General features: G+C 69.1%; 16 protein-coding genes and 1 pseudogene. 5 read left to right on the top strand and 12 right to left on the bottom strand.

Features of this window, described 5'->3' with window-relative positions; genetic code table 11:
• Positions 1-47 precede the first annotated feature (47 nt).
• The 9 genes from ABZ348_RS28760 to iolC all read right to left on the bottom strand — a co-directional run bounded on the left by ABZ348_RS28760 (position 48) and on the right by iolC (position 13,068).
• Positions 48-1,748 carry a von Willebrand factor type A domain-containing protein gene (locus ABZ348_RS28760; RefSeq protein ID WP_358937898.1) on the bottom strand — a complete coding sequence of 567 codons (1,701 nt, stop codon included), beginning with the start codon at positions 1,746-1,748 and terminating at the stop codon, positions 48-50.
• A gap of 267 nt (positions 1,749-2,015) precedes the next feature.
• Complete coding sequence (locus tag ABZ348_RS28755; RefSeq protein ID WP_358937896.1) at positions 2,016-2,873, bottom strand: ABC transporter permease; 858 nt, start codon at positions 2,871-2,873, stop codon at positions 2,016-2,018.
• Positions 2,870-5,647 carry an alpha/beta fold hydrolase gene (locus tag ABZ348_RS28750; RefSeq protein ID WP_358937894.1) on the bottom strand — a complete coding sequence of 926 codons (2,778 nt, stop codon included), beginning with the start codon at positions 5,645-5,647 and terminating at the stop codon, positions 2,870-2,872. Before ABZ348_RS28750 ends, ABZ348_RS28755 begins: the two co-directional genes overlap by 4 nt.
• 174 nt (positions 5,648-5,821) lie before the next feature.
• Entirely contained in the window at positions 5,822-6,442 is a 621-nt protein-coding gene (locus ABZ348_RS28745; RefSeq protein WP_358937892.1) for a DUF4291 domain-containing protein, read from the bottom strand.
• Positions 6,443-6,537: 95 nt separating this feature from the next.
• Entirely contained in the window at positions 6,538-8,040 is a 1,503-nt protein-coding gene (locus ABZ348_RS28740) for a CoA-acylating methylmalonate-semialdehyde dehydrogenase (protein WP_358937890.1), read from the bottom strand.
• A 42-nt stretch (positions 8,041-8,082) separates the two neighbouring features.
• Complete coding sequence (iolD, locus tag ABZ348_RS28735) at positions 8,083-10,098, bottom strand: 3D-(3,5/4)-trihydroxycyclohexane-1,2-dione acylhydrolase (decyclizing) (RefSeq protein ID WP_358937888.1); 2,016 nt, start codon at positions 10,096-10,098, stop codon at positions 8,083-8,085.
• Positions 10,098-11,051, bottom strand: a complete 954-nt coding sequence (gene iolB, locus ABZ348_RS28730) for a 5-deoxy-glucuronate isomerase (RefSeq protein ID WP_358937886.1) — start codon at positions 11,049-11,051, stop codon at positions 10,098-10,100. Before iolB ends, iolD begins: the two co-directional genes overlap by 1 nt.
• 17 nt (positions 11,052-11,068) lie before the next feature.
• Positions 11,069-11,953: a deoxyribose-phosphate aldolase gene (locus tag ABZ348_RS28725; RefSeq protein WP_358937885.1), complete on the bottom strand. Its 885-nt coding sequence runs from the start codon at positions 11,951-11,953 to the stop codon at positions 11,069-11,071.
• Positions 11,950-13,068 (bottom strand): 5-dehydro-2-deoxygluconokinase, encoded by a 1,119-nt coding sequence (gene iolC / locus ABZ348_RS28720; protein WP_358937883.1) that lies wholly within the window; start codon positions 13,066-13,068, stop codon positions 11,950-11,952. The genes ABZ348_RS28725 and iolC overlap by 4 nt, the downstream gene beginning before the upstream one ends.
• Before the next feature lie 131 nt (positions 13,069-13,199).
• On the opposite strand from iolC, the gene ABZ348_RS28715 reads away from it, so the two are divergent.
• Together ABZ348_RS28715 and ABZ348_RS28710 are read left to right on the top strand one after the other, a co-directional pair.
• Positions 13,200-14,111, top strand: a complete 912-nt coding sequence (locus ABZ348_RS28715) for a sugar phosphate isomerase/epimerase (protein ID WP_358937881.1) — start codon at positions 13,200-13,202, stop codon at positions 14,109-14,111.
• A 208-nt stretch (positions 14,112-14,319) separates the two neighbouring features.
• Positions 14,320-14,517 (top strand): MerR family transcriptional regulator, encoded by a 198-nt coding sequence (locus tag ABZ348_RS28710; protein WP_358937879.1) that lies wholly within the window; start codon positions 14,320-14,322, stop codon positions 14,515-14,517.
• A gap of 176 nt (positions 14,518-14,693) precedes the next feature.
• Here ABZ348_RS28710 and ABZ348_RS28705 read toward each other — a convergent pair whose 3' ends face one another.
• The gene (locus tag ABZ348_RS28705) at positions 14,694-17,177 is read right to left on the bottom strand and encodes an MMPL family transporter (protein ID WP_358937878.1); all 2,484 of its coding nucleotides are present in this window, start codon (positions 17,175-17,177) and stop codon (positions 14,694-14,696) included.
• A 204-nt stretch (positions 17,178-17,381) separates the two neighbouring features.
• Between ABZ348_RS28705 and ABZ348_RS28700 the strand changes: the two genes are divergently transcribed.
• The 3 genes and pseudogenes from ABZ348_RS28700 to ABZ348_RS28690 form a co-directional block, all read left to right on the top strand.
• A complete protein-coding gene (locus ABZ348_RS28700) occupies positions 17,382-18,068 on the top strand; it encodes a TetR/AcrR family transcriptional regulator (RefSeq protein WP_358937958.1) in 687 nt (228 codons plus the stop codon).
• A 141-nt stretch (positions 18,069-18,209) separates the two neighbouring features.
• Positions 18,210-18,527 (top strand): heavy-metal-associated domain-containing protein, encoded by a 318-nt coding sequence (locus ABZ348_RS28695; protein WP_358937876.1) that lies wholly within the window; start codon positions 18,210-18,212, stop codon positions 18,525-18,527.
• Positions 18,528-19,610: 1,083 nt separating this feature from the next.
• Positions 19,611-19,871, top strand: a pseudogene (locus tag ABZ348_RS28690) (heavy metal translocating P-type ATPase); the annotation flags it as partial.
• Between the two features lie 1,373 nt (positions 19,872-21,244).
• On the opposite strand, the gene ABZ348_RS28685 reads toward ABZ348_RS28690, so the two are convergent.
• Both ABZ348_RS28685 and ABZ348_RS28680 read right to left on the bottom strand, forming a co-directional pair.
• Positions 21,245-22,534: a citrate synthase gene (locus ABZ348_RS28685; protein ID WP_358937874.1), complete on the bottom strand. Its 1,290-nt coding sequence runs from the start codon at positions 22,532-22,534 to the stop codon at positions 21,245-21,247.
• Positions 22,535-22,763: 229 nt separating this feature from the next.
• A complete protein-coding gene (locus ABZ348_RS28680) occupies positions 22,764-24,986 on the bottom strand; it encodes an ATP-dependent RecD-like DNA helicase (protein WP_358937872.1) in 2,223 nt (740 codons plus the stop codon).
• Positions 24,987-25,259: the final 273 nt, after the last annotated feature.

The following is a 25,259-nucleotide window of genomic DNA, read 5'->3' as shown; positions in this document are numbered from 1 at the left end:
GCGGCTCAGTCGAGCGGATTCAGTCTGACCGTTTCGGTCTGGTCGTTTCAGTTGGTGAGGCGCCGCGCCTGGCGGATCGTCTCCGCCAGATCGGCCACGGCTTCGTCCTCGGTGGAATCGGCGAGCGTCGTCGCCCGCTGCTCCAACTCCCCCCAGCCCGGGGCACCCGGCAGCGAGCCCCCGCGCAGGGCCTCGGCGAAGTAGGCGGCGACCGCGGTGACCTGAAACCGTTTCGACGCACCCTGCCAGAGCGAGCCGTCGAGGGCGCTGACCTCGATCGAGCCCGACTTCTCATACGGGGCGCGGGTCTTGGGGTCGAGCCAGCGGACGGTCGCCGTGGCCACATGGCCCCGCGCTCCCTCCTTGAGCTTGACGGCGTACAGCGCCGTCACCGTGTGCCCCGGCCCCACCTCACCGCCGTCCACCCCGTCGTTGCGGAAGTCCTCGTCGGCGACAGCCCGGTTCTCGTAGCCGATCAGCCGGAACTGCTGCACGTTCTGCTGGTCGAACACCACCTGGGCCTTGGCGTCGCGGGCCCGCAGTTCCACGTGGGAGGGCAGTTGGTCGCGGAAGACCGTACGGGCCTGATCTTCGCTGGACACATAGGTGGTGTGGCCGTCGCCCTTGTTGGTGAGCCGCTCCATCAGGGCGTCTCCGTACTGGCTGCCGACTCCCACACCGAAGAGGGTGATGCCGTGTTCGCGCCGGGCGTCGGCGATCTGGTCGAGGATGCGGTCGGCGTCGGTCTCCCCCGTGTTGGCGAGGGCGTCGGAGAGGAGGACGACCCGGTTGGTGGCACCGCTGCGCTTGCCTTCGACGGCCTCCGCGTAGCCGGTGCGCACACCCGCGGAGAGATGGGTGGAGTCGGTGGGCCGCAGATCGTCGATGACGTCGCGGATGCGGTCGCGATTGCCCTTGAGCCGGGTCATGGCCAGCCGGGTCTCGGCCTTGGCGCTGAAGGTCACCACGGCGATGGAGTCGTCGTCGCGCAGTTCGTCGGCGAGCACCCGCAGGGACTCCCGTACCAGGTCGAGCCGTCCCTCGCCGGCCATCGAACCGGAGATGTCGATGACGAAGGTGAGCGCGGCGGGCGGGCGTTCGGCCGAGCGGTCGCTCGCGCGGGCGGCGAGTCCGACGCGCACCAGGGACCAGTCTCCGTGGACGGCTTCCTGTCCGCCGATCTCGCCCCGGATCTCGCCCTCGGCCGCGGTGGGACGGGCGCCGTCGAGGGTCACGGAGAAGCCGTTGCCCGAGGGCTGCGGATAGTCCTGTCGAAAGCTGTTGATGAACTCCTCGGGCCGGACGTCCCCGGGCCTCGGGCGTTGTCCGTTCTCCAGGGTGCGGCGGGCGTATCCGTACGAGGCGGTGTCCACGTCGAGGGCGAACGTGGAGAGGTAGTCGGCCGGGGGCTTGAACTTCTCGGCGGTGTCGCCCTGGCTCAAGCCGTTCTGACCGTCCCGGCCGTCCTGACCGTCCTGGCCGCTCTTCCGGCCCGCGGCGGGCGGTGCGGCCGGCGGTGGAGCAGCCGTCGGGTTCCTCTGTGCGGCGCCTTGGCCCTCGCGTCGCTCGCGTTCGTCGGACGCGTCGTAGGTGGAGTTGCGTCCGCCGTCCCCGCCGTCGCTGCACGCGGCTGTCAGCAGCACCCCACCGGCGAGGAGTACGGCCACCGCACCTCGATAGGTCCTTCTGCGTACGCCCGCCCTTGTGCTGGTGTTGATGCTGCCGGACTGGACTGTGCCGGGCTTCATCCGGATCTCCCCCGTGTGGTCGGCGCTTGGGGATGTGACGTCCCGTGGGGCGGTTCGGACCCGGCGAAGGTGTTGCGGAACCGTCTCGATGCGGCAACGGAGGGAGCACCGCAACGACCGGGGCACCACCCCGCGGAACCGCCTGCCGACCGCGGCGAGACGGCCGTCACCGGCCCGAAAGCTGTACGCAGTGTGCAACAAAGCCGCCCCTCGTATGTCCGAGGGGCGGCTCGTTGCGACGGGCGGCAGGGGGCTGCCGCGGGTCGGTCAGGACACGATGTCCTTGCGGGAGAAGTTGCGGAAGGCGAGCGCGAAGAGCACGAGCGCATAACTCACGGAAACAGCCGCGCCCTTCACCATGCCGCTCCACTCCAACTGGGGTTGCAGTGCGTCTATCCAGGCGAACTGCCAGTGCGCGGGCAGCACGTCACGCCAGGAGCCGAGTGCGGTCACCGCATCCAGCACATTGCCGACGATGGTGAGGCCCACGGCCCCACCGACCGCTCCCAGCGGGGCATCGGTCTTGGTGGACAGCCAAAACGCGAGCCCTGCGGTGACCAGTTGGGAGACGAAGATGAACGCCACGACCAGCGCCAGTCGGGGCAGCGTCTCCGCGGCGTCGAGCGAACCCCCGGTGGGCAGCTTCAGCGGCCCCCAACCGTAGGCGAGGGTCCCCGTCGCCAGGGCGATCACCGGGAGCATCACCATCGCCGCCGCACTGAAGCCGAGCGCGACCGCCAACTTGGACCACAGCAGACGGGTACGGGGCACGGGCGCGGCCAGCAGATAGCGCAGCGAGGACCAGTTGGCTTCGGAAGCCACCGTATCGCCGTGGAACAGGGCCACCGGAACGACCAGCAGGAAGCCCGCCGAAGCGAACAGGCAGGTGGCCGCGAAGTTGGCGCCCGATGCGGTGGCCGTGTCCATGAGGGTGATGCGGTCGTTGTCGCCGCCGTCCGGCGAGCCCCCGATCGCGAAGGCGGCGATCAGGATCAGCGGCAGCGCGGCCAGGATCCCGGCCATGATCATGGTCCGTCGCCGCTTCAACTGGCGCACCGCCTCCACCCGAAGCGGCAGGGTGCGCCGGGCGCGGTAGCCGGGGGCCGAATCGACCAGCGTGCTCATGCGGGACCTCCGATCAGGGTGAGGAAGGCGTCCTCCAGGCGGCGGTGCGGACCGACACCCGTGAGCGGGACGTCCAAGCGGACCAGTTCGCCGATCATGTCGGTCGGTGTGGCACCGTCCAGACGGATCAGGAGCCCCTCTTCGGTACGGGCGGCCGAGGCGATCCCGGCGAGTGCGCCGATCTTCTCGACCACGGGGTCGGAGATCTGCGCTGCGGTCGTGACGAGCAGGGTGTCGCTCTCCCCTGTGATCTCCGCGACCGGTCCGGCCTGCACCAGTCGGCCGCGGTCCATCACGACCAGATGGGTGCAGGACTGCTCGACCTCGGACAGGAGATGGCTGGAGACGATCACGGTTCGGCCGCCGGCCGCGTACCGGATCATCACGTCCCGCATCTCACGGATCTGTGGCGGGTCGAGTCCATTCGTCGGCTCGTCCAGGATGAGGAGGTCCGGCATCCCGAGCATGGCCTGGGCGATCGCGAGCCGCTGCCGCATGCCCTGCGAGTACGTGCGCACCGCACGGGCGAGCGCATCGCCGAGACCGGCGATCTCCAGGGCCTCTTCGATGTGGGCGTCCTCGGCCGGTCGGCCGGTGGCCCGCCAGTAGAGCTCCAGATTGTCGCGCCCCGACAGATGCGGCAGGAACCCTGCGCCCTCGACGAACGCGCCGACCCGGGAGAGCACCGGCGCACCCGGTCGAATGGCGTGCCCGAAGACACGGATCTCGCCCGCATCGGGACGGATGAGGCCCATCAGCATCCGCAGGGTGGTGGTCTTGCCCGCGCCGTTCGGCCCGAGCAGGCCCAGCACCTGCCCCTTCTCCACCCGGAACGAGAGGTCCCGGACGGCGTAGCGGTCGGCCGACTTGGCGTACCGCTTGGACAGGTCGGTGATCTCCAAGGGGACATCGGCACGGGCGGGGTCCGGCGCCGGGGCGACGGCCCTGCGCCGTGCGGTGAACAGCAGACCGGCCGCGATCACCACCCCCGCGAGGGGAAGGCCCCAGGTCCACCAGGGCAACCCGGCGGCCTCGGTCTCCACGTCCGGCGCGGTGGGTACGGCGAGGGCACTGGAGCCGCCGCCGGCGAAGCCGACCGTGTAGGAGGCCGGAGCGGTCGGCGAGGCATAGCCCAGGTCGGTCGCGCTCAGGACCAGGCGCAGCCGGTGTCCGGCGTCCACCTGATGGTCCACGGCGGGCAAGGTCAGCTCGACCTCCTTGCCCGCTCGGGCACCGTCGATGCGGATCGGAGCGACGAGTTGGGAGGGCAGCACCTGCTGGCGACCGTCCGGGCCGACGTCGTACACCTTCCCGAAGAGGACGGCCGAGCCGGTGGAGGAGGCCACCTTGACGCGGATCGTGGGCGAGCCGGTGATCCGCAGGTCCTGCTGGAGGGGTCGGGATTCGAAGCGTGCGTTCTGGCCGGGGAAGTCGAGGGAGAGCCCGACGCCGAAGGAGGAGAACTGGCCGAGCCCACCGCTGAGCCCGGGCACGGCGGAGATCGCGGGCGGTGTCGCCCCCGCCGGGTTGGAGAAGGTCTGCTCACGGCCGGTCAGTGCGATGGGCCTGGTGCCGCTCGACAGTCCGGGGTAGCGGTCGCCGCTCGCGCCGCGGAGCAGCGCCTGCCCATCGGTGGAGTCGACACCTCCGGTACGGCTGACCCGGAACGCCGGGCCGGTGTCGGCACCCTTGTCCTGCTTGAGGTAGCGATCGAACCAGGCGCCGATCCGCCCCTGGAGACGCGCGGACTCGCCGTCGCCGCCGTCGTGGCCGCCGGAGATCCAGTCGACGGAGACCGGTGCGCCGTTGGCACTGATCGCACGGGCCATGGCATCGGCATGGGAGAGGGGGAACAGCGAGTCGGCCTGCCCCTGCATGATCAGGGTGGGGACCTTGATGCGCTCGCCCACGGCGGCGGGGCTACGGCTCTCGAGCAGCTCACGGGCGGCGGCATCGGGCACGCCGGCCGTGGCGACCCGCTCGTACATCGCGCACAGCTCCGGCTGGAACCGGCCGCAACCTGCGGGGTTCACCGGGGCCGGCCCCGAGGCGGCACCGGCGTTCGGCTGGGCAGCGTCGCTCGGTGGGGCAGCATCGTCCGGCTGGGCGGGTGCGCTCGGCTGCTCGGTGCGCGGGGCGATGCCGGGCGCGCTGGCCGAGCCGGTGGAGAAGAAGATGCCGGCCCAGAGCTTCTTGAACACCCCGTTCGGGAAGAGGGCGTCGGCGAGGTTCCAGTAGGTGATCGAGGGAGCGATGGCATCCACCCGACGGTCGTGCCCGGCGGCCAGCAGTGAGATCGCACCGCCGTACGAGGCACCGGCCGCCCCGACCCGGGGATCGCCGTCGGCGTCGAGCCGAACCTCGGGACGTTCGGCCAACCAGTCGATCAGCCGGGAGACGTCCTTGACCTCGAAGTCGGGATCGTTGAGCCCGATCCGCCCGGTCGAGTCGCCGAAGCCACGGGCCGACCAGGTCAGCACGGCGTAACCGTCCCGGGCCAGCCCTTCGGCCTGGGCACGCACATCATCCTTGCTGCCGCCGAAACCGTGACCGAGGAGCACGGCCGGACGCCGCTCCTTGGCGCTGCCCGCGGTGAAGAACGAGGTGTCAATCTTCGCCCCGGACAGGGAGTGCACGCGGTCCTCACGGCGCACGGTCGGAGCGCCGTCATCGGCGACCGCGGTCCAGGTCCCCGCCCCTGCGAGTACGGCGATGGCTGCGGCACCCGCGAGCCATCGGCCGGGCGGGCGGAGCCGGAGAAGTCGCATCTGCATGGTTGAAACCCTAAGCGGAACAGCTGTGGGCTCTCGGCTGCCGCCAGACGGAGGCGTTCGGTCTCCCCGGGGAGTAGCCCCCGACCGGGCCGTACACCAGCTGCGGTACGCGCCCCTGACAGGGTGGGAAGGGTGGCGTCCCGCCAGGGCCTGCACGGCTCGGGGCAAGTCCGCTCAGACCAGCGCATCACCGACACGCGCAACGGGATCCGCCTGGCCAGGGCCTCCCGAACTCGGATACGGACGCTCCTCGGGCAGGAGCGCGGCCGCCCCGGGAAGGTCGCCCTCCTTCACCAGGGCGTGGATCTCGTGCGCCAGGTCGGTCACGTTACGGATGGACACGGTCCACTCGTCCGCGTACCGGCGCGACGCCTCCCCCGCCAGACCCAGTTGCAGCGAGCGGTACGGCAGCGGCTGAAGCCGCACATCCCGTTCGGGGTCCCACTGGACCCGGGCCGGCGAGCGCTTCAGCTCGTGCTTCCACTGGGTGCGGTCGGTGTGGAAGTCCCTGTCGTAGTGGGACAGACAGGAGTTCCGCAGCGCCCAGTCGAAGCCCTCACGGGTGATCTCCACGGCGAGCACCGTCTCCTGGCCCGCCTTCAGACCCCAGCCGCAGCGGTACATCATCCAGAGGAACGACGGCTTGATCCATGTCATCCGATCGCGCTTCCAGGCGGCGGGAAAGCGGCCGTCGCGCGCTGCCGGCAGGCCGAGTGCCGGGGAGTACGCCTGGTACACGGTGATGGTGGTGTCGGTGTGCAGCGCGCGGATCGCGCGCCGGGGTGTTTCCTGCATGGGCCCCAGAATGCGGTCGGGCGCGTGGCCGACGCGAGCGGATTACGCTGCGGCCACGCGCCCGGTGCGCGGTGTGTCAGTGGCTACGCGGTGTGTCAGTGGTTGCGCGGGAAGCCGAGGTCCACGCCCGAGGGGGCGTCGGCCGGGTCGGGCCAGCGGGTGGTGACGACCTTGCCGCGGGTGTAGAAGTGCACGCCGTCGTTGCCGTAGATGTGGTGGTCGCCGAAGAGGGAGTCCTTCCAGCCACCGAAGGAGTGGTAGCCGACGGGGACCGGGATCGGCACGTTGACGCCGACCATGCCGGCCTCGACCTCCATCTGGAAGCGGCGGGCCGCACCGCCGTCACGGGTGAAGATCGCGGTGCCGTTGCCGTACTGCGAGGCGTTGATGAGGGCCAGGCCCTCCTCGTAGGTCTCGGCTCGCAGCACGCACAGCACCGGGCCGAAGATCTCGTCGCGGTAGGCGTCGGAGTCCGTGGAGACCTTGTCCAGGAGGGAGATGCCGATCCAGTGCCCGTCCTCGAAGCCGTCGACCGTGTACCCGGTGCCGTCGAGGACGACCTCGGCTCCCTGGGCCGCCGCGCCGGTGACGTAGGAGGCGACCTTGTCGCGGTGCGCCTTGGTGATCAGCGGACCCATCTCGGACGTGGGGTCGTTGCCGGGGCCGATCTTGATCTTCTCGGCACGCTCGCGGATCTTCTCCACCAGTTCGTCGGCGATGGAGTCGAGGGCGACGACGGCGGAGATGGCCATGCAGCGCTCGCCCGCCGAACCGTAGGCGGCCGAGACCGCGGCGTCGGCCGCCGCGTCCAGGTCGGCGTCCGGGAGGACGAGCATGTGGTTCTTCGCACCGCCGAGCGCCTGTACCCGCTTGCCGTTGGCGGACGCGGTGGTGTGGATGTAGCGGGCGATGGGGGTGGAACCGACGAAGGAGACCGCCGACACGTCGGGGTGGTTGAGGAGGGCGTCGACCGCCACCTTGTCGCCGTGGACCACGTTGAGGACGCCGTCGGGCAGTCCCGCCTCGGTGGCCAGTTGGGCGAGGAAGTTCGCCGCGGAGGGGTCCTTCTCACTGGGCTTCAGGATGAAGGTGTTTCCGCAGGCGACCGCCAGCGGGAACATCCACATGGGGACCATCGCGGGGAAGTTGAACGGGGTGATGCCGGCGACGACGCCGAGGGGCTGACGGATAGCGGACACGTCGACCCGGTTGGACACCTGCGTGGACAGCTCGCCCTTCAGCTGGGTGGTGATCCCACAGGCCAGCTCGACGATCTCCAGACCGCGGGCCACCTCGCCCAGCGCATCGGAGTGGACCTTGCCGTGCTCGGCGGTGATCAGGGCGGCGATGTCGTCGCGGCGGGCGTCCAGCAGGGCGCGGTAGCGGAAGAGGATCGCGGTGCGCTGCGAGAGGGACGACGTGCCCCAGGTGGCGTACGCGTCCTTGGCCACGGCGACGGCGGCACCGACCTCGTCGGTCGAAGCCAGCGCCACCTGGGCGGCGACGGCGCCGGTCGCCGGGTCCGTGACCGGACCCCAGTTGCCCGACGTTCCCTCGACGGTCTTTCCACCGATCCAGTGGTGGATGTTCTTCGTCATGAGAAAGGCTCCTTCACAAGTGCCGGCACGTCTGCGGATGTCTCACAGCTGGCGGCGTCGGTCGGCGGTGCGCCGCTCGTACTCCTCCCGGGCCTCGACCGCCGACTGCCGGGTCGCGATCTCTGCCACGGGAACATCCCACCACGCCTGTGCCGGGGGAGGGCTCGACACAGTGTCTGCGGTTTCGGTCTCGATGTAGACACCTGTGGGAACGTCCGCGGTACGGGCATCGGCGAGCGCCCGCCGCAGGTCGTCCACGGTTGTGGCCCGGATCACCCGCAGTCCGAGCGAGGCGGCGTTGGCGGCCAGATCGACGGGGAGCGGCGCTCCGGTGTACGTGCCGTCCGGGGCGCGGTGGCGGTAGGCCGTGGCGAACCCCTCGGCGCCGACCGACGCGGACAGCCCGCCGATCGACGCGTACCCGTGGTTCTGGACGATGACCACCTTGATGGGGGTGTGCTCCTGGACCGCGGTGACGATCTCCGTGGGGTTCATCAGATAGGTGCCGTCGCCGACGAGCGCCCAGACGGGCCGGCCAGGCGCGGCCAGACTGACGCCGATGGCCGCGGGGATCTCGTAGCCCATGCAGGAGTACCCGTACTCGACGTGGTACTGGTCGGCGGACCGGGCGCGCCACAGCTTGTGGAGGTCTCCGGGCAGCGAGCCGGCGGCGTTGATGACGATGTCGTCCTCGTCGACGAGGGCGTCGAGCGCTCCGAGCACCTGTGTCTGGGTGGGGCGGGCGCGGGGGTCGTCCGCGCGGTAGGCGAGGTCCACGCGCTGTTCCCAGCGCTCCTTGCCGTCGCGGTACTCCTCCTCGTACGCCTGGGGCACCCGCTGCGCAACGGAGAGTTCGGCGAGGGCTTCGCGGGCGTCCGCGACGAGGGAGAGGCCGGCCATCTTGTGGGCGTCGAAGGAGGTGACGTTGATGTTGAGAAATCGAACGGCGGGGTTCTGGAAGAGGGTGGAGGAGGCGGTGGTGAAGTCGGACCAGCGGGTGCCGACGCCGATCACGACGTCCGCGGTACGGGCCAACTCGGCGGCGACCGCAGTGCCGGTGTGACCGATGCCGCCGATGTCACAGGGGTGGTCGTACGGGAGGGACCCCTTTCCGGCCTGCGTGGAGGCGACGGGTACGCCCGTGGCGTCGGCGAACGCCCTGAGCGCCCCCTCGGCCTCGCTGTGGTGGACTCCGCCGCCGGCGACGAGGAGGGGGCGGCGTGCGGTCGCAAGGAGGCGACGGGCTTCGTCGAGCGCGTCGCGATCGGGGCGCGGCCGGTCCACCCGCCAGATCCGCTGGGCGAAGAACTCCTCGGGCCAGTCGTACGCCTCCGTCTGCACGTCCTGCGGCAGGGCCAGCGTGACCGCTCCGGTCTCCGCGGGGTCGGTGAGGACCCGCATGGCCTGGAGCGCGGCCGGGATCAGGGCTTCGGGGCGGGTGATGCGGTCGAAGTAGCGGGAGACCGGTCGTAGCGCGTCGTTGACGGACAGATCGCCCGCGTGCGGGGTTTCGAGTTGTTGCAGCACCGGATCGGCAGGGCGGGTGGCGAAGGCGTCACCGGGCAGCAGCAGCACGGGGAGGCGGTTGATGGTGGCGAGCGCGGCGCCGGTGACGAGATTGGTGGCACCGGGGCCGATGGACGTGGTGACCGCATGGGCGGAGAGCCGGCGCGACTGCCGTGCATAGCCGACGGCTGCGTGGACCATCGCCTGCTCGTTGCGTCCCTGGAGGAACGGCATGACGGGTCGTCGGCCTCGGCCGCCCCCGCCGTGACCGTGCCCTTCGTCGCCGGCACGGTGGACGCTTGATTCAACTGATTCAACGCCGGTGCCGGTGCCGGTCGCGTACGGGCTCGGGCCGGTGCCGGATTGCGGCGCAGGTGGATGGGGGCCGGTGCCCGACTCCACGAGTGCCTGACCGATGCCGGCGACGTTCCCATGGCCGAAGATGCCCCAGGTGGCGCTGATGAGCCGCTGCCGGCGTCCGTCACGCTCGGAGTACTGGCGACTGAGGAAGGTGATCAGTGCCTGGGCGACGGTGAGTCGACGGCTGGTCATCAGCGGCCCTCGGCCGGTTGGACACCGTCGGAAGCGGGGGCGGGGGCGCTCGGTTCGGCCGCCGGGTCCGACGGCCGATGGAGCGGCAGCCGAGGGTCCATGGACTGGTCCGGCCAGGTGTCCCGGATCCAGCCGTGGTCAGGATGGTCCCGGATGAGCCACTCCCGAGGCCCCGGTCCCGCCATCACATTGAGGTAGTACATGTCCCGTCCGGGAGCGGCGATGGACGGACCGTGCCATCCGTCGGGTACGAGGACGACGTCACCGCTGCGGACCTCGGCGAGCAACTCAGTACCTCCCGGCCGGGAGGGCGACACCTGGTGGAATCCCGTACCGCCCCGATCGATTTCGAAGTAGTAGATCTCCTCCAACTCGGACTCCACCCCGGGCACGGGTTCGTCGTGCTTGTGCGGCGGGTAGGACGACCAGTTGCCGCCGGGGGTGAGGACCTCCACGGCGATGAGTCGATCGCAGTCGAAGACGTCGGCGGCGGCGAAGTTGTTGACCTGGCGCGAGCAGGCGCCCGAGCCTCGGAGCTCGACCGGTACCTCCGGCGCGGGGCCGTAGCGAGCGGGGAGTCGTCGCTCGCACTTCGCTCCTGCCAGGGCGAAGCGACCTCCCGCACCGGAGGCGATCTGTGCGTGCGCATCACGCGGCAGATAGGCGAAGTCCGTCGCTCCGCCAAATACACCTTCCCTTCCGTGCAGTTCGAAGAACTCTCCATCCGCATGTACGGTGCAGCCGCCGCTGAGGGGCAGGACGATCCATTCGCTGTCGCCCGTGTCCAGGGAGTGGGCGCCGCCGGGGGGCAGTTCCAGGATGCGCAGGGAGGCATGGGTCCATCCCGCGCGGGCGGGATCGATGCGCAGTGCGTAGGGCCCGCTGTGCGCGCTGCCGGCCGGAAGGTGAGGGCTCGGCCCGGGCGGCACGGCATGGGTGTGATCGGCGCTCATGTTCTCTCCGTACCCCCCTACAGCAGTCCTACGGCGGTGTCGACGGCGGCGGCGACGTCTCCGTCCGCCGGATAGAGCAGTGACCTTCCCACGACGAGGCCCTGGACGGTGGGCAATCGCAGGGCTCGGTGCCACTTGGCGTAGGCGGCGTCCTGGTCCGTGCCGATGTCCCCGCCGAGGATGACCGCGGGCAGGATGGAGGTCTCCAGCACGGTCCCCATCGCTTCAGGGTCATCGGCCACCGGGACCTTGAGCCAGGTGTACGCGGAGGTTCCGGCGAGACCGGAGGCGATGGCGATGGAACGGGTGATCGCCCCGGCACTGAGATCGGTGTGGAGACGTCCTCCGCTCCGCTGGCAGATGAAGGGCTCGACGAAGACGGGCAGTCGGTGTGCGGCCATCTCGTCGACGATGCGTGCGCTGGCGTGCAGGGTGTCGAGGGAGGCCGGGTCCTGGTAGTCGATGCGGAGCAGCAGTTTGCCGGCGTCGAAGCCGAGGCGGGCGAGGTCCTGTGGGCGGTGGCCCGTGAAGCGGTCGTCCAGTTCGAAGACGGCGCCGGCGAGTCCGCCGCGGTTCATGGAACCCATGACGACCTTGTCGTGGAGCGCTCCGAGCAGGAGCAGGTCGTCGAGGATGTCGGCGGTGGCGAGGACCCCGTCCACACCGGGGCGGGAGAGGGCGAGGCAGAGCCGTTCCAGGAGGTCGAGACGGTTGGCCATGGCGAGCGGGCTGGGTCCTACGGCGAGCGCGCCCCGGGCCGGATGGTCGGCAGCGATGATCATGAGTCGGCCGCTCGCACCGAGGAGACGGGCGCGTTTTCGGCGCCGTGCTGCGGCCTCCGCCACGGCCTCGGGGTGATGGGCCCGGATGCCGATCAGCTCGCTGATGTCGACCCGGCTCATGGGTGGCCTCCGGGGCCGTCGACCGGGACACCCGGCGGGGTCGGGACGGACGCCACGGGCGACGGGGGCGACGGGGGTCGGCCCGACGCCACGGGCGGCGGTTCAGGTGGGAGTGGCGGGGCGGTCGGTGGTGGGGTGGGCGAGGGCGGTACGGGCCCGCCGGACATCACCTGGTCGACTTCCGCCGCGTACGGCATGGCCGTGGAGCAGGCGAGCCGTGCGGCGACGATGGCTCCGGCGGCATTCGCGTGGCGCATCACTCGCTCCAGGTCCCAACCGGCGAGCAGCCCGTGGCAGAGGGCCCCGCCGAAGGCGTCTCCCGCGCCCAGCCCGTTGACCACCTCCACCGGGACCGGGGGCACCTGGACGCTCGTGCCGTCGCGGTGCAGCGCCAACACGCCGTCCGGGCCCTGTTTGACGACGGCGAGCTCCACCCCCGCTGCGATCAGCGCCCGGGCCGCTGCGGACGGCTCGCGTTCACCGGTGGCGATCTCGCACTCGTCGAGATTGCCGACGGCCACCGTGGCCAGGGTCAGCGCCTTGCGGTAGTGCGGGCGGGCAGCCGCAGGGTCCTCCCAGAACATGGGCCGCCAGTCGAGGTCGAACACGGTGATCCCCGCGCGGTCGCGATGCGCGAGCGCCGCCAGCGTGGTGGCGCGACTGGGCTCTTCGCACAGTCCGGTACCGGTCGTCCAGAAGACGCGCGCCGAGCGGATCGCGCCCAGATCGAGGTCCTGGATCGCGATCTCCAGGTCGGGCGCTTTGGGCTGCCGGTAGAACCAGAGGGGAAAGTCGTCCGGGGGGAAGATCTCGCAGAAGGTGACGGGGGTCAGAAGCCCCGGTACGGGGGTCACCCAGCGGTCGTCGACGCCGAACTCGACGAGCGCCTGATGGAGGTAGTCGCCGAAGGCATCGGCGCCGGTGCGGGTGATGACCGCCGTACGTCGTCCGAGCCGTGCGGCACCGACGGCGACGTTGGTCGCCGAACCGCCGAGGAACTTGCCGAACACATCGACCCTCGCCAGAGGCACGCCCGTGCGCAGTGGATAGAGATCCACCCCGATGCGTCCCATCGTGATGACGTCGAAGGGCTCCGGTTGGTGCGGCTGCGGCATGCGCGTCCCTTCGCCTCTCTGCGCGGGTCCCATCCAGGTCTAGTCCCGTCCGCCGAACGCTGTCAACATTTTGTCCTGACATTCGGACGTTGACTTGACACCCTTTCGGAGCGGCCGTAAGGCTCGGCCGCATGAGCTCCCCCGTCCCCGCACTGAACCGCATCCGGGTCGGCTCCGCCCCCGACTCCTGGGGGGTGTGGTTCCCCGACGACCCCCACCAGGTGCCGTGGCAACGGTTCCTCGACGAGGTCGCACGCGCCGGCTACGAGTGGATCGAGCTCGGCCCCTATGGATACCTCCCCACCGATCCCGCGGTGCTTCATGGCGAAACCATTCGTCGAGGTCTCAAGGTGTCGGCGGGTACGGTTTTCACCGCCCTGCACCGTGGCCCCGACGTCTGGGAGTCGACCTGGGCGCACGTGTCCGACATCGCCGCCCTCACCCGGGCCATGGGTGCCGAGCACCTGGTGGTCATCCCCGCCTTCTGGAGGGACGACAAGACCGGCCGGATCGTGGAGGACGGCACTCTGACCTCCCGTCAATGGCGTGATCTGGTCGTCCAGACCGAACGTCTCGGCCAGGAGGTGCGTGAGCGCTACGGGCTGAAGATCGTGGTCCACCCCCATGCGGACACCCACATTGACAGCGAAGAGAACGTCAGCCGCTTCCTCGACGCCACCGATCCGGATCTGGTCTCCCTCTGTCTGGACACCGGCCATTACGCCTACTGCGGCGGTGACAGCGCCACCCTGATCGAGACGTACGGCGAACGGATCGGCTATCTCCACCTCAAGCAGGTGGACCCGCAGATCCTGGCGGAGGTGATTGCCGATCAGATCCCCTTCGGTCCAGCCGTGGCACGCGGAGTGATGTGTGAGCCACCCTCCGGCGTTCCCGCCCTGGAACCCGTACTGAGCGCGGCCGATGCTCTGGGCGTGGAACTCTTCGCGATCGTCGAGCAGGACATGTATCCCTGCCCACCGGACAAACCACTGCCCATCGCCCGCCGTACCCGTCGCTACCTGCGTATGTGCGGCGCCTGAAGCTCACTCATCACATCTGTCACCGTTGTCGCCCTCTGATCACACATATCTCCATTACGCGGGATTTCCGTCACGGGGGGTCGACAGAGCCTTCTTCCCTGTTCCGAGGGCGGTCCGGCAGGCGCACTCTCATGATCGCCAGCGTCCGCACGACGGCTCCCCCGACGGCCCCCAGGTCGCCGCTGTCGCGCACGCAGGGAGGTGCCACATGACGGACAAGAGGCTCTGGTCCTACAAGGAGATCGCTGCTCACATCCGGGTACAGCCCGACACGGTCCGCTCCTACCGCAAGCACGGACAGCTCCCGCCACCCGATCTGGTCGAGGCCGGCAAGCCCTACTGGTACGCCGACACCATTCGCGTATGGGTCGCCAACCGTCCCGGAAACAGAGGTCGCGCCAACTGACTCCTGTGTCTCTGCCGGGCGGTCCCGCACACCAACCTTGGGTGCGGGACCGCCCGGTTTCCGGCCCCTGTTCCGTTCCCCCCTCGCTCCCCCTAACGAGCTCGTTAACTGCTGTTGCACCTGCTCCTGCTGGTCGTCAGATGCTGCTGCCAGTCGTCAGATGCTCCTGCCGGTTGTCAGACCTTGGTCCGATCAGCTGACGCGGGGCCTGCCACTTGCTCCATCGCCCCTTCGTCGTGAGCCGCTTCGTCGTGGGCCGCTTCGTCAGGGGCCACCTCGCGCCCCTGGGCTCCCCCGCCACCCGAACGCTCACCTTCGGAAGCGCCGGAGGCCGGTGTGTCGCCTTCGCTCAGTCCGAACCGCTGGTGGAACCGTTGCAGGGGCGCCGGTGCCCACCAACTCCACTTCCCCATCAGCTTCATCACCGACGGCACCAGCAGACTGCGCACCACCATCGCGTCCATCAGCACCGCGAGGGCGATACCGAGACCGAGCATCTTGGTGTTGGTGACCCGCGAGGTACCGATGGCCACCATCACCACGGCGAGGATCACGGCCGCCGCGGTGATCAGACCGCCGGTGCGTTGAAGGCCGAAGCGCACGGCGTGTTCGTGGTTGCCCGAGTGGTCGTACTCCTCCTTGATGCGGGAGAGCAGAAAGACTCCGTAGTCCATCGAGAGGCCGAAGGCGATGCAGAACATCAGCACCGGCAGATTGGTCTCGATATCTCCTGTGGGAGTGAAGCCCAGCAGTCCGGAGAAGTTGCCGTCCTGGAAGACCCAGACGACCGCACCGAACATGGCGGTGAGACTCAGCGCATTCAGGACGACCGCCTGAAGGGGAATCAGCACACTGCCGGTCAGGAGGAAGACCAGAAGCAACGTGGCCACGACGATGATCCCCAGCGCCAACGGCAACTTGTCCGCGATCGCAGCCTTGGAGTCCTCCAGAACGGCGGCCCTGCCCGTCACCGACGTCTCAAAGGGCGCGGGCACCTCGCGCAGGTCGTGCACCAACTGCTGGGCGCTCTCGCCCACCGCTTCCCCGTCGGGCTGAACGGTGAAGTAGGCGGCGCTGCCCGACACGGCCGGTCCGTCCACCCGCAGCACTCCGGGGAGGTCGGCTATTCGGTCGCGGTACTCCGCGTACGCGGCGGGTGTCCCGCCCGCACGTCCGCTCTCCCCTTCGTCGGTGAGCGGCCCCGCGAAGATCTCGACCGCCCCGTCGGGGCTTCCGGCGAATCGCTCGCGGATCTCCTCCTGCACCACACGGGACTCGGCACTCGCGGGGAGTTGCCGATCATCCGGGGTACCGAACTTCACATCCAGGAAGGGGAGCCCCAGGAGGAGCAGTGCCGCAATCGTGGTGAAGGCGAACAGCGAAGCCCTTCGCATGACCAGATCCGCGAGTCGGGTCCAGCCTCCACGCTCGCCCGCCGATGCGCCCCCGCCCCCCGGGGCTCCGTGCGCTACGACGCCATCCCGCGCGGCCCCATCCGCTGCAACCTCGCGCTTCGTGGCCCCGTCCTTCGTGGTCCCCTCGGCGCCACCGCGCTGACCGCTATCGGGCTCGCTGCGGTTCCTTCGGCGTCGAAAGGCAGCCCTCAGATCCAGGGCGTTGACCCGGTGTCCGAGGAGCATCAGCGCAGCTGGCAACAGGATCAGAGCCGCACCGGCCGCCAGTAGGACCACCGCCGCTCCCGCATAGGCGAACGAGCGGAGGAAGTACTGCGGAAAGACCAGCATGGCCGCCAGGGACACCGCCACCGTCAGGGCCGAGAAGAGAACGGTGCGCCCCGCGGTGCGCAGGGTCGCTCCCACCGCCTCCCTGACCTCAAGGCCACCGGCCAGTTCCTCCCGGAACCGGCGCACGATGAACAGCGCGTAGTCAATGGCCAGTCCCAGCCCCAGCGCGGTGGTGAGGTTCATCGCGAAGACCGAGACATCAGTGAACTCCGTGAGGCCCCTCAGCAGCGCATTGGTGCCCAAGATCGCCACGATCCCGACCAGCAGCGGCAACACTGCCGCAACGGCGCTTCCGAAGACCATGACCAGGAGGATCAGCGTCACCGGTAGGGCGATCGCCTCGGCCAGCAGCAGGTCTTCCTGGATGATCGTGGTCATTTCATGCTCCACGGCGACCGGCCCTCCGAGGGAGACCTCCACCGGACCGTGCGCCCCCCGGTACTCCGGGGCTATCCGCTGGAGCACCTCGGCCTTGGTCTTCTCATCACCCAGGACCCGGGCTGCGATGAGCGCTTGCCGTCCGTCCTCCGACCGGAGGGCCGGCAAGGGGTGCCGCCAGTACGAGCCGACACCCGAGATCCCCTCCTCGGCAGCGAGGCGCTCGGTCAACCGACGCCCCTCGGCCGCAACCTTCGCGCTGTCCACGCCTTCCGGGCCACTGTCGACCAGGAGAAGCAGATTCGGCTGGGACGCCGGAAACTCGCGCTCCAGCGCCTTGGTGGCGTACGACGATTCGGCGGCCGGGTCGGTCCACCCACCGCTTCCCATGCGATCCGCCACCCCGCTGCCCGCGAAGACCGCGAGCACGGTGAGGACCAGGGCTGCGAGCAGCGAGAGTCGTGGTCGCGCAGTGACGAATCGGGTCCACCCACCGACCCGCCCCCGACGCGGGGGCAGGCTGTTGACTTCGGACATGGTGCGGTGTCCCCTTCACCGTGGCCCATGCGCAGGCATACGAGCAGGCAGCATGGGACGACCATTGCCATAGACTTGGCAAACACGAGCAATCGCTCGCATTGACCCCAAGAATGCGAGCGACCACTCGCGTTTGTCAACCGCGCCAGGAAGCTGGGGATATCAGTGCCGGAGACGACAAAACCGGAGTCGGAAACTCCGGAAATCGCGCCCGATCCGGAGTCCGCACCCACACCCACGGCCGCCAAGCCGCGCCGGCGGCAGGCGCGCGGAGAGCGCCGGATCGCCCAGCTCCTCGACGCGGCGGCGACCGTCTTCACCACGTCCGGCTACACCGCGGCCACCACCAACGCCATCGCCCGGGAGGCCGGCGTCTCCCCCGGCACGCTCTACCAGTTCTTCCCGAACAAGGAAGCCATCGCCATCGAACTGGGCGGTCGGCTCCTGGAGCGCTGGCGCGAGTCCCACGGCACCGCCCTCGTCGCCGCAGGACAGCCGCTGCCCCTCGACACGCTCCTGGACGACGTCCTCGATCCGCTGTTCGCCTTCAACTACGACAACCCGGCCTTCGCGGTCCTGATCCACGGACACGACACACCCGGTCAGATCGCCCAGGAGTTCAACGCCATCCACCTGAGCCTGCTGGCCCGGATCGAGGAGGTGTTCGCCACCTACCTGCCCGACCTGCCGCCCGCCGAACTCTCCCGCATCGCCAACACCGCGCTCACCATCTTCAAAGCGGGCCTCGATCTCGTCCTCGCCCACGAGGGTGAGGAACGGCAGTCGTACGCGTCGGAGATCAAGACGGTCCTGTACCGCTACCTGGACCCACTGTTCCCCGAGGACGAGCACTGCCCCGTGGCCCAGCGCGCCGCCAGAGGGACACCCTGAACTCCCACCACCGGCGATTTCATACCCCCTAGGGGTATAGTATATTTGCGTAGCACAGGGTCCCGGCCGTCTCGGGGGCCTCTGGTACGCCACTGGTGCGCCGCGACAGGCGCATCCCCAATGCCCTGCGAGGAGAACGACATGACCGCGAAGACCGAGATCGAGATCATCGAGAACGCCCCCGCCTCCAGTTGCTGCGGCGGCAGTACCTGCGGCACCGACTCGGCCGACGCCGCGGCGGAAGGCGCCGTGACCACCGTCTACCAGGTCGCCGGAATGACCTGCGGCCACTGCGAAGGCGCGATCTCGACCGAGGTCTCCGCCATCGCGGGCGTCACGTCCGTCCAGGCCGTGGCCGCGACCGGTCTGGTGACCGTCGTGTCCGAGGCCCCCCTCGACGAGGCCGCCGTGCGCGACGCCGTGGACGAGGCCGGGTACGAGCTGGTGGGCAAGGCCTGAACGAGAAGCCCGGGCCCGGCCGACTGACAGTCACCGAACCCGAACCGCACCGGACCGGGTGAGAACAACCCAGCCGTCGAGCCGTATCCGATCAGTTGGCTGGTGGGGTACGGCTCGATGGTTCACCGCCCTGCCCGGACCCGACTGCGCGGCGAGCGAAGCAGCCACAAGGACGGGCTCGTCTCCCCATGCCCCGCGCCGTCACTCTGGGCACTGCCCTCCGGGTCCGCCGGGATGGCGGGAATCCATCACGCCTTTCGCCGTGACGACCCCACGGGGTCAGCTGCTCGGCGTTCCACCGGAGAAGCCGCCAGCCCGGCTGCCTCCTTCGGCCGCCGGCCCAAGACCCGCTCGAAACGAACAACCGAGTGCGGCACGGCGTGCCTTGGGCGGGCGCCGAGGACCGGTCGTGCGACGGACGACGACGGCCCTCACCACGTCCGGTGTCTTCACGTGGCGACAGGCCGGCGGGCGGCCCCCTTCCTGGGCTCACCCCTGCACCGGTGCTCAGAAGAGCACAGCCGGAGCACCCCATCGCCCGGTTCGCTCCGAAAGGTGCCGAAGCGCGCTCGACACCCGCCCCCGCCAGAGTTGGGATACGGGACGATCGAAAGCCAACGGGGACCGGTCGAACGGGCCCGACTGCCCACAGACGCCGGCATACGGCTGCCGGAGAGGCCCCTGACGCCTGCGGCCACACCGAACGGGACGCAGGATGATTCTGACCCCCTCAGGGGCCGTATGGCCGTCTAGGCGGCCTGCGAGGGCAAACCGCCGGGCCTCCTACCGATCCCGCTCGACGGAGACCTCGGACGCCGAGATTGCGACACGGCGGCGGCTCAGCGGTGACACGGCAGCGCAGTGCGACCGACGCACCTCTTCCGGCCGACCCACCGCCCACCCACCGCCCACTGGCGCGATGGCCGAGGCCGGCAATGACGAGGCGTGTTCTCAGGCGCCGGCGAAGGACGGTGCGGAGGTCACGCGAAGGGTTCCGGGCCAGGCGCACGGAGCGGCACTCGACGGGCCGACACCGGCGACACGAGGGCGTTCGCCACGACAGATCCGGATCCGCCGCCGAAAACGGGCCCGGATACCGCCGCCGGGGCGAGTGATCTCACTCTCATCCGGGGAGTTCTACGGGTGGCCGCGGACGCGATCCGTCTCGCGCGTCGGACACTCAGGACCACCAAAGGGAATCTTTTTTGGGCCTTTGGCGATAACGTAGCCGCACTACCTCTTGCGGCATCCGGCCAGTTCAAACCCATGATCGTTGGGTTTGCCATGGCCGCTTCATCCGTTTTTGTGGTCACGAACGCCCTGCGTCTACGGTCGTTCAACTGAGCTCATGTGAGGCACAAGACCTTCACAAAGAGACCTAGATCACAGATATTGAGGGGTAACCATTGAGGCTCCGCATGAGTCTAAATGGGCGATGCCAGGAACGTCTTGGGGGACGTTCGTGGGATGTCTTGGGGGACATTCCAGGCAAGCGTTGGCCGGGGCACGTGCCCGGGGAGCTTTGAGCGGCCCTCCCGTGCGTACGTACCCCGGCAGACCGCGTGTGGAGCTTCTGCTGCGGCAGGGACACCCGATCGGATCCCGTGGGGGGAATCCGTCTCGGAGGTCCCCCAAGCAGCAGAGACACCCGGCCGGATCCCGTGGGGGGAATCCGCTCCGGGGATATGGGAAGCGCCCCGCTCGTCGACCCGTGGGGGGATCGGCGGCGGGGCGCTTTCGTCTTCTACGGGCCGTCCGGGCATCGGACGCCCCGGGGAGCCCACCGTGGTGCCACAAGTGCCCCACAGGGCCGCTCAGGGCCTGGAGAGGCCACTACGGGCTCGGGCTTGTGACCGCGGGCGCCCGGAGCACGTCCGGACGCCTCTTCTCGGTTGGCCCTCCATGGCAGCACCCATGGCTCACTCCGCGAGAGTGCATCGCGCCGGCCCGTCGAACGACCGCCCCCACCGGCCAAGCAGAAACACGGCGCGCTCGGCGCACACGACATGCAACACGACACCGCACCCGAAGGGGTCCACACGGGTGGCGCCTCGTTCCGTACGGAGGCGGTGGGACGTTGCCCGAAGCGCGGCTCCTGTCCAACCGACCGGCCAGAACCAGCCGCCGAAGAACCCTCGATGCGACGACGCACAGTGATCGTTGCGCGGAGCCATTCGGCCTGTGGGCACGCAACCCACCGCAGCCCGACCCAACGCAGCCCAACGCAGCCCGACCCAACGCAGCACAGTAAGGCGACAGGGCAGGGCACAGCGCGGGGCGTCACAGCGGCAGAACAGCGGCAGACAGGCCTACGCCCAGAGGGCAGCAACGGGCCCGGTACGGACTGCGGAGCCCCGAAGGGCGAGTCACTTCGGGCAGCCGGTGCATGCGCACAACGGCGCAAGCGGATGCACCCGTTGGACCCCGGCTCGTCGGGGGTCGGCGCGACGCGGCACGCAGTGCCTACCCTTGAGGTCCGGTCTCCGCGCCAAGGGGATCCGGCCCTGAAACAGTGGCGCCGGAGTGCCCTGAGAGGGCACTCCGGCAGCGTGACGCTGAACCGTACGGCTGCCAGGACGCCCGTCCACGGGCAGCCGTACGGAACTGGGGACGCAGGGCCTCAACGGGCAGCGACCCCGGTGGTCGAGCCCCGGGGGCTCTGGCGAGCTCGACGCCTATCCAGGGCGTCGGCGGCCCTAGCGGCAGCCGGGAAGGGCTCAGCGGGCCTCGACGGGAATGAAGTCGCGCTCGACGACGCCCGTGTAGATCTGCCGCGGACGGCCGATCCGCGAACCCGGCTCCTTGATCATCTCGTGCCACTGCGCGATCCAGCCGGGCAGCCGGCCGAGCGCGAACAGCACCGTGAACATCTCGGTCGGGAAGCCCATAGCCCGGTAGATCAGGCCGGTGTAGAAGTCGACGTTCGGGTAGAGCTTGCGCTCCACGAAGTAGCTGTCGGAGAGCGCGTGCTCTTCGAGCTTGAGCGCGATGTCGAGCAGCTCGTCAGACTTGCCGAGCGCCGAGAGCACGTCGTGGGCGGCGGCCTTGATGATCTGCGCCCGCGGGTCGAAGTTCTTGTAGACCCGGTGGCCGAAGCCCATCAGGCGGACGCCGTCCTCCTTGTTCTTCACCTTGTTGATGAAGGAGTCGACGTTGCCGCCGGAGGCCCTGATGCCCTCCAGCATCTCCAGCACGGACTGGTTGGCGCCGCCGTGCAGCGGACCCCAGAGCGCCGAGATGCCGGCGGAGATCGAGGCGAACATGTTCGCCTGGGAGGAGCCGACCAGGCGCACCGTGGACGTCGAACAGTTCTGCTCGTGGTCCGCGTGCAGGATCAGCAGCTTGTCGAGGGCCGCGACCACGACCGGGTCGAGGTCGTACTCCTGCGCGGGGACCGAGAAGGTCATCCGCAGGAAGTTCTCGACGTACCCGAGGTCGTTGCGCGGGTAGACGAAGGGGTGACCGATCGACTTCTTGTAGGCGTACGCCGCGATCGTGGGCAGCTTGGCGAGCAGCCGGATCGTGGAGAGGTGCCGCTGCTTCTCGTCGAACGGGTTGTGGCTGTCCTGGTAGAACGTCGACAGCGCGCTGACCACCGAGGAGAGCATGGCCATGGGGTGGGCGTCACGCGGGAAGCCGTCGAAGAACCGCTTGACGTCCTCGTGCAGCAGCGTGTGCTGGGTGATCTCGCCGCGGAACTCGGCGAGCTCGTCGACCGTGGGAAGCTCGCCGTTGATCAGCAGGTACGCCACTTCGAGGAAGCTGGAGCGCTCCGCCAGCTGCTCGATGGGATACCCGCGGTAGCGGAGGATTCCCTCTTCGCCGTCGAGATAGGTGATCGAGGATTTGTAGGCGGCCGTATTGCCATAGCCGCTGTCCAGGGTCACCAGACCGGTTTGGGCTCGGAGCTTCCCGATGTCGAAGCCCTTGTCACCGACGGTGCTCTCGGCCACCGGGTAGGTGTACTCGCCGTCGCCGTACCGCAGTACTACAGAGTTGTCGCTCACGTCATCCCTCACCGACGTAGTGCCTCTTCTTCGAGGTGCCCTGACTGTCTCTACCATCCCCCACTTGGCTCAGCAGAGTGCACTCGGGGTCGACCGATTGACCCTTTGGCGGCACTGAGTGCCGCCAAGCCTGCCCATCCTGCCCCGTCAGGCGGGAAACCGGAAGTCGAGGTGGCATTTCCCACCCTGGTACCAAAGCGCTTCCCCCGAGCGGACGAGTGTGCCCGCCTCAGTCGCGGCTCAGTCGGTGGTCCAGCGCGGTGAACCGTCTGCCTGCGGAAACCGTGCGGACCGCCTGCCCGATCGCTTTGCGGGAGCCGACGAGGACGACGAGCTTCTTGGCTCGGGTGACGGCCGTGTAGAGCAGATTTCGCTGGAGCATCATCCACGCGCCGGTGGTGACCGGGATCACCACCGCCGGGTACTCGCTGCCCTGAGAGCGATGGATGGTGACCGCATAGGCATGGGCCAGCTCATCGAGTTCATCGAACTCATACGGAACCTCCTCGTCCTCATCTGTCAGCACGGTGAGTCGCTGATCGTCCAGGTGAAGGGAGGTGACGACGCCCACCGTTCCATTAAAGACACCGTTCTCTCCCTTCTCATAATTGTTGCGAATCTGCGTGACCTTGTCGCCGACGCGAAAAATCCTCCCGCCAAAACGCTTCTCGGCCACATCCGGGCGGGCGGGCGTAATGGCCTGCTGAAGAAGGCCGTTGAGGGTGCCAGCGCCCGCGGGGCCTCGGTGCATAGGGGCGAGAACCTGAACATCTCGCCGAGGATCGAGGCCGAATTTGGCTGGAATTCTTCGCGCGGCAACATCGACAGTGAGCCTCCCGGCGTCCTCGGTCTCCTCTTCGACGAAGAGGAAGAAGTCCGTCAAGCCGGAAGTGAGGGGAGGAACGCCCGAGTTGATGCGATGGGCGTTGGTGACCACGCCCGATTGCTGGGCCTGCCGGAAGATCCGGGTGAGTCGGACGCTGGGGATGGGCCCGCCATCGGCGAGGAGATCGCGCAACACCTCCCCCGCACCCACGCTCGGCAATTGGTCCACGTCCCCCACCAACAGCAGGTGGGCACCGGGAGCGACCGCTTTGACCAGCTTGTTGGCGAGGAGCAGATCGAGCATCGACGCCTCGTCGACCACCACCAGATCCGCGTCCAGGGGCCGGTCCCTGTCGTACGCGGCATCCCCGCCCGGCTTCAGCTCCAGCAGTCGGTGCACCGTGGACGCCTCGGCGCCGGTGAGCTCGGAGAGCCGCTTGGCCGCACGGCCCGTGGGTGCTGCCAGCACCACCTTCGCCTTCTTGGCCCGCGCGAGCTCCACCACCGATCGCACGGTGAACGACTTTCCGCAGCCGGGGCCTCCGGTGAGCACCGCGACCCGGCTGGTGAGCGCGAGCCGAACGGCCGCCTGCTGCTCGGGGGCCAGCTCCACACCGGTGCGCTCGGCGAGCCAGCCCAGTGCCTTGTCCCACTCCACGTCCTGGAAGGCGGGCAGCCTGTCGTCCGCGGCACCCAGCAAGCGTTGGAGTTGGGCGGAGAGCGATATTTCTGCCCGGTGGAAGGGCACCAGATAGACCGCGGTCAACGGGTCTCCGCCATCCGGTGCGGGCACCCGTTCCCTGACGACGCCCTCTTCTTCGGCCGCCAGCTCCGCAAGGCATTCGATCACCAGCCCGATGTCCACCTGGAGCAACTTGACCGCGTCGGAGATCAGCCGGTCCTCGGGCAGGAAGCAGTGCCCCTGATCGGTGGATTGCGACAGGGCGTACTGGAGGCCGGCCTTGACCCGCTCCGGGCTGTCATGCGGAATGCCCACGGCCTGGGCGATCTTGTCCGCGGTGAGGAAGCCGATGCCCCACACGTCCGCCGCCAGCCGGTAGGGCTGGTTCTTCACCACGGAGATCGAGGCGTCCTCGTACTTCTTGTAGATGCGGACGGCGATGGAGGTGGAGACGCCGACGCCCTGGAGGAAGACCATCACCTCCTTGATGGCCTTCTGTTCCTCCCAGGCCACACCGATCAGCTTGGTCCGCTTGGGGCCGAGACCGGGGACCTCGACCAGCCTCTTCGGCTCCTGCTCGATGACGTCGAGCGTGTCGACCCCGAAGTGGTCCACGATGCGTTCGGCGATCTTGGGGCCGATGCCCTTGATCAACCCGGAGCCGAGATAGCGGCGGATGCCCTGGATGGTGGCGGGGAGGACCGTCGTGTAGTTCTCCACGGTGAACTGTTTGCCGTACTGCGGATGCGAGCCCCAGCGGCCCTCCATGCGCAGGGACTCGCCGGGTTGGGCACCGAGCAGCGAGCCGACCACGGTGAGGAGATCATTCGCGCCGCGACCGGTGTCGACGCGCGCCACCGTGTAGCCGTTCTCCTCGTTGGCGTAGGTGACGCGCTCCAGGACACCTTCGACGACCGCCAGCTGAGGCACTGTCGTTTGGGACATGATCCGACGCTACCGTCTCGGTCCGACAAGCCGCCCCGCCTGTGGATAACCCGGAACATTCCGGCGTACGCCATCCGTAGGCCGAGCCCGATCCGTGCACGGCGTACGCCGCTGAGGGCCACCGAGCGCCACTGAGCCATCAGCGAACGAATCGCGTTGTCGGACAGTTCAGAGGTAGACGGTCCGGAAATGAGGAGGACCCGGCCATGGACCGGGCCCCTCCCTTTCCCCTCCGTCAGGAACCCCAGAATCCCCCCAGATCCCCCCCGGAAG

Source organism: Streptomyces sp. NPDC005963, from assembly GCF_040638655.1.
GTDB lineage: Bacteria > Actinomycetota > Actinomycetes > Streptomycetales > Streptomycetaceae > Streptomyces.
The sequence above is the reverse complement of the archived record's forward strand: the minus strand, read 5'-3'. Positions and strand labels throughout refer to the sequence as shown.

Coding starts and splice junctions, on each gene's coding strand:
- ABZ348_RS28740 (WP_358937890.1), bottom strand. CDS start 8,040: ATGACGAAGAACATCCACCACTGGATCGGTGGAAAGACCGTCGAGGGA.
- ABZ348_RS28760 (WP_358937898.1), bottom strand. CDS start 1,748: ATGAAGCCCGGCACAGTCCAGTCCGGCAGCATCAACACCAGCACAAGG.
- ABZ348_RS28715 (WP_358937881.1), top strand. CDS start 13,200: ATGAGCTCCCCCGTCCCCGCACTGAACCGCATCCGGGTCGGCTCCGCC.
- ABZ348_RS28755 (WP_358937896.1), bottom strand. CDS start 2,873: ATGAGCACGCTGGTCGATTCGGCCCCCGGCTACCGCGCCCGGCGCACC.
- iolC (WP_358937883.1), bottom strand. CDS start 13,068: ATGCCGCAGCCGCACCAACCGGAGCCCTTCGACGTCATCACGATGGGA.
- iolB (WP_358937886.1), bottom strand. CDS start 11,051: ATGAGCGCCGATCACACCCATGCCGTGCCGCCCGGGCCGAGCCCTCAC.
- ABZ348_RS28745 (WP_358937892.1), bottom strand. CDS start 6,442: ATGCAGGAAACACCCCGGCGCGCGATCCGCGCGCTGCACACCGACACC.
- ABZ348_RS28750 (WP_358937894.1), bottom strand. CDS start 5,647: ATGCAGATGCGACTTCTCCGGCTCCGCCCGCCCGGCCGATGGCTCGCG.
- ABZ348_RS28725 (WP_358937885.1), bottom strand. CDS start 11,953: ATGAGCCGGGTCGACATCAGCGAGCTGATCGGCATCCGGGCCCATCAC.
- ABZ348_RS28705 (WP_358937878.1), bottom strand. CDS start 17,177: ATGTCCGAAGTCAACAGCCTGCCCCCGCGTCGGGGGCGGGTCGGTGGG.
- iolD (WP_358937888.1), bottom strand. CDS start 10,098: ATGACCAGCCGTCGACTCACCGTCGCCCAGGCACTGATCACCTTCCTC.
- ABZ348_RS28680 (WP_358937872.1), bottom strand. CDS start 24,986: ATGTCCCAAACGACAGTGCCTCAGCTGGCGGTCGTCGAAGGTGTCCTG.
- ABZ348_RS28695 (WP_358937876.1), top strand. CDS start 18,210: ATGACCGCGAAGACCGAGATCGAGATCATCGAGAACGCCCCCGCCTCC.
- ABZ348_RS28710 (WP_358937879.1), top strand. CDS start 14,320: ATGACGGACAAGAGGCTCTGGTCCTACAAGGAGATCGCTGCTCACATC.